The 3,817-nt window shown below is 43.0% G+C and carries 2 protein-coding genes and 2 pseudogenes; 2 read left to right on the top strand and 2 right to left on the bottom strand.

Annotated features, from left to right (window positions below; genetic code table 11):
- A pseudogene (locus O9300_RS07450) lies at window positions 1–564 on the bottom strand (SAM-dependent methyltransferase); the annotation flags it as partial.
- Window positions 565–566: 2 nt separating this feature from the next.
- Window positions 567–1,226, bottom strand: a pseudogene (locus O9300_RS19655) (type II restriction-modification system restriction endonuclease).
- Between the two features lie 661 nt (window positions 1,227–1,887).
- Here O9300_RS19655 and O9300_RS07435 point away from each other — a divergent pair.
- Both O9300_RS07435 and O9300_RS07430 read left to right on the top strand, forming a co-directional pair.
- On the top strand, window positions 1,888–2,010 hold the full coding sequence (locus tag O9300_RS07435) for a DUF8629 family protein (protein WP_002737208.1): 123 nt from the start codon (window positions 1,888–1,890) through the stop codon (window positions 2,008–2,010).
- A gap of 24 nt (window positions 2,011–2,034) precedes the next feature.
- On the top strand, window positions 2,035–3,675 hold the full coding sequence (locus O9300_RS07430; RefSeq protein WP_287971011.1) for an MBL fold metallo-hydrolase: 1,641 nt from the start codon (window positions 2,035–2,037) through the stop codon (window positions 3,673–3,675).
- Window positions 3,676–3,817 lie beyond the last annotated feature (142 nt).

The following is a 3,817-nucleotide window of genomic DNA, read 5'->3' as shown; positions in this document are numbered from 1 at the left end:
ATAGTTCAAAATTTTTCTAGAAACGGCTGTTTTGCAGATAATTGCCAGATAAGCTGAACGATGATTAAGACATTCAATCAATTTAATTAACATCCATTCTGAAATATCAAAGTTACTTTTTCCTGTGATAGCATCTAAACCATGATAACCTTGAAAGTTACTTTTTTGCGGTAAATTGCTACCATTAATCAATCCCTGTTTTGAGTTTGTTATCCAAGGTAGATTCCCCAAGAATAAAATATTCTCTTTCCATGCTTGAGTTAGAGCATTCCAATCACAGTCAAAAAAATTATTTTGATGAACTTGTATTCTTGTATCTTGGCATAATTGCTCATCTTGGGCTATCTGTGCAACATAATTAGGATTAATTTCAAAGCCAAGAATTTTTTCAGTTTGTTTGAAGGTAACTGCTGCCGATTTTAAAAAGTTTTCTGTACCACAAGTTGGCTCAATAATTACCTTGGGATTAACATTTATTTGTGATAACTTTTGGCAAATCTTTTCGGCTAACTCTAAAGGAGTTTGAAAGTCGCCGTATTCAACTTTAACTGGAGAAACTGACATTACTAATTCTCTCTATAAATAGCGATTAATCCTTCTTCTTGACCAGCAAGATCAATTACTCTAGTATATTGTAGTCTCCACTGTAAGGCGTTGGAAATGGTTAAAAATCCTTGTACTGGAGGATTAGCAAGAATTTCATCGGCTATATTGGCTGCTTCCATTTCATCAACGGGTAAGTTTTTATCTAACATAAAGGCAATTAAATCATCTTTGTTACCCTGATTGTTTAAGATGTTGCGAATACCACGAGTCATCTGGAAATCAGCTGTTCTTTCAGCCGATACAAAAATTGTCGTGATCATTCTTAAATTGGCCGTGCGATTGAGACTATTATCTAACTTTTCATAAACAAAAATAATTAAGGAATATCCTAAGCCAAAAATCTTTTGTCTTGCGGATTTAAAAGGACAAGATGATTGTGGTTGTTTAGTACTGGTTACTTTTATATCAACCAGCAACTCAGGAAAATCGATACCACTGGCTGCATTACCCTCAACAAAATCATATTTTTCTTTTAGATATAGTTTAAACTTTTGTTCTCAGTAGGTTCCGATCGCTTTACCATCTGTAACACCGTAGAGCGAAGCTTCTTGATGTTGAGACTCTAAAGCTGAAAATATAGCCGCCTCATTACCTAAAGATTCTTGGGTTAATCTTGACATATATAGCTAAATTAATTAATCTCCTCGTTTTTTCTATCTGACAAAATTAGCAAGCTTTCTTAATTATAAGTCAACTGCCATCTATGTAATACATCGCTGTGAAGCTTGAGACAAAATATTATCGCTCATAGTTTTTTCTTAATATGAGATGCAGAAAAGTAGTCCTGTGACTTGGGATTAGCTTTGCTCAAGACTTTTAAATTAACTAAAATTATCGCGCACAACCCTTGTCTAAAACCTATCCCTTATAGAGATCTTTCTTAACAATTTGGTCAGTAAGGACTCTAACCCTTATCCTGACTTGATTTCAGTTTTTTCTTTGTCATTAAGGGTGTCAACAAGGAATATTACAGATTGTTAACCGAGTCTTGAAAGCCCTGTGCTACAAAGGTTTGAAATGTTAAGAAAGATGTGACTAATGGACAGGTCTAAAACCTCGCTCCTGGTTGGCGAAAAGTTTTTGGAGCGGAGTATAAATCCCCGTTACAAAAACGGACTCCTGCCCTCCGCTTCCTGCCTTCGTTAATTATTAACATAGACCGGGCGATGGTGGGGGAAAGAGGTTGAGCGCCGATGGTCAAACCCGAAACCTAGCTGCTAACAACCGAAAAAGTTGGGTTAGTATGAGGGGAGATACCCTCTGAGGAGTTGCACTAATTATATGGACATCAAATTAATCTTGTTGGCATTGACGGCCGTATTCACCGTCTCTTGTCTCTTTTTCGGCACCCGCAACGGTTTTTACGATAGCGATAACTACGATGGCAACGGTTCCGCTCACTAACCAGTCATCATAATCAGGGTTGCCATGGTTCAACGCTCTACTGCCGTCTGGGGGTCAAAATCCCTTTTATCCTGTTTACCTTTTGGTGTCGGTCACGCGTCAGAAGGGGTTTGTCTCCTCCTGACAATCGGTCCCTATCGCCTACTTTTAGATTGCGGTTTGGCCGATATGCAACCCCTCACCCAAAACAAAAAACCACCCGTGGATCTGGTGTTCTGTAGTCATGCCCACAGCGATCACATCCGTGGGTTAATGGCTCTCCATCAGACCTATCCCCAATTGCCAGTTTATGCCAGTGAGGTGACAGTACAACTGCTGCCCCTACAATGGCCGGATTCTGCCGAGGAAATCGGCAGTTTCTGTCAGGGTTGGCCATGGCGATCGCCGATCGCTCTCTTTGATGATCTCACCGTCGAGATTTTTCCAGCTGGCCACCTACCTGGGGCTGCCGTGGTCCTATTCACCTACAAAACCCCCAAACGCACCTATAAAGTCCTCTATACCGGCGATTTTTCCCTGTCTAATTTTCAACTGGTGGAAGGATTATCGATCGATCTGCTGCGGGGAGTGTCCCCCGATGTGCTGATTATTGAAGGCAGTTACGGCACAGAGCGCCATCCCCACCGACGACAGCAGGAAAAACAGTTGATGAATCGCATCTATCATGCGATCGCTGAGGGGCAAAATGTCTTACTACCCGTCCCCGCTTTGGGATTGGGTCAGGAAATTTTAAAATTACTGCGGTCGCACCACCAATTCACAGGCCGCGACATTGATATCTGGGTTGGGGGCAAGATCGCTAAAGCTTGCGATGCCTACCTGGAAATTTTACCACAATTTCCCGCATCTGTGCAAAATTTTGCCAAACATCAGCCCTTATTTTGGGATGAGCGCATCTGTCCCCGGTTGCGAAGGTTGCCAGAAAAACCGACACCTCTAGGGGGAACCACTCCGATAATTTTACTAATCGATCGCCTAGAGGAGGTGAGTAAATATCTGCAAGGGGATAAACCTTGGTTAATGTTAGCTCCCCAACACCTGCACGATATCAACCTGGAGAATCCCCGATTAAAAGCGGCACAGCGTTCGCAATTAATTAGCCAAGAAACCTATCTACTGGCCGAACATAGCGATAGTCGCAACACCACCCAACTGATCCATAACCTGCGACCGCAGCATATCATGTTCGTCCATGGCTCGCCCCTATATCTAGCGGATTTGACCAGTTTAGAAGAATTACAAAGCCGTTATCAACTCCATTCCCCGGCCGTGGGAACTCTGGTGGAATTGCCTATTGGCGATCGCTTTATGCAACCGACACCCCCGGCCCCCAGCCACTATGAGGGAGAATTAAATGAATCGGATTCGACCATCACTATCACCTTACCAGAGCCGATCACCCGGGATCCCCGGTGGAGTAATTTCGCCGATACGGGACTGGTGGAAGCGCGCTGGCAAGGGGAAGAATTATTATTGCGGGGAGTCTCCCAACGGGAGTTATTAAGCGAGAGTCCCAATCGCATCACCAAAGCTTTAGAGGAGATGGATTGCTGTCGTGTCTGTGTCCACTACAAAAGTCAGCGCTGTTGGAATCCCGCTTCTCCCCTCTACGGTTTTAAAGTGGTTCCCGAAGGCTATTGTCCCGTTTTTGAGGCCAATATATGATTAGGGTCTGCTGAATAAATCTAAAAACCTTGTTGGATAAGACTTTTGGACTTTTTTCCCCTCAAAAAGTGCCAGCCATTGCGGGGATCGGGGGGAAAATTCCTGGACTTTTTCCCTGAAAATTAGGTAGTTGACCACCTGA

The sequence above is a fragment of the Microcystis sp. LE19-195.1E genome (assembly GCF_027532095.1).
Lineage (GTDB): Bacteria > Cyanobacteriota > Cyanobacteriia > Cyanobacteriales > Microcystaceae > Microcystis > Microcystis aeruginosa.
Note: the sequence above shows the minus strand (reverse complement) of the source record. Positions and strands in the feature narration are given on the sequence as shown.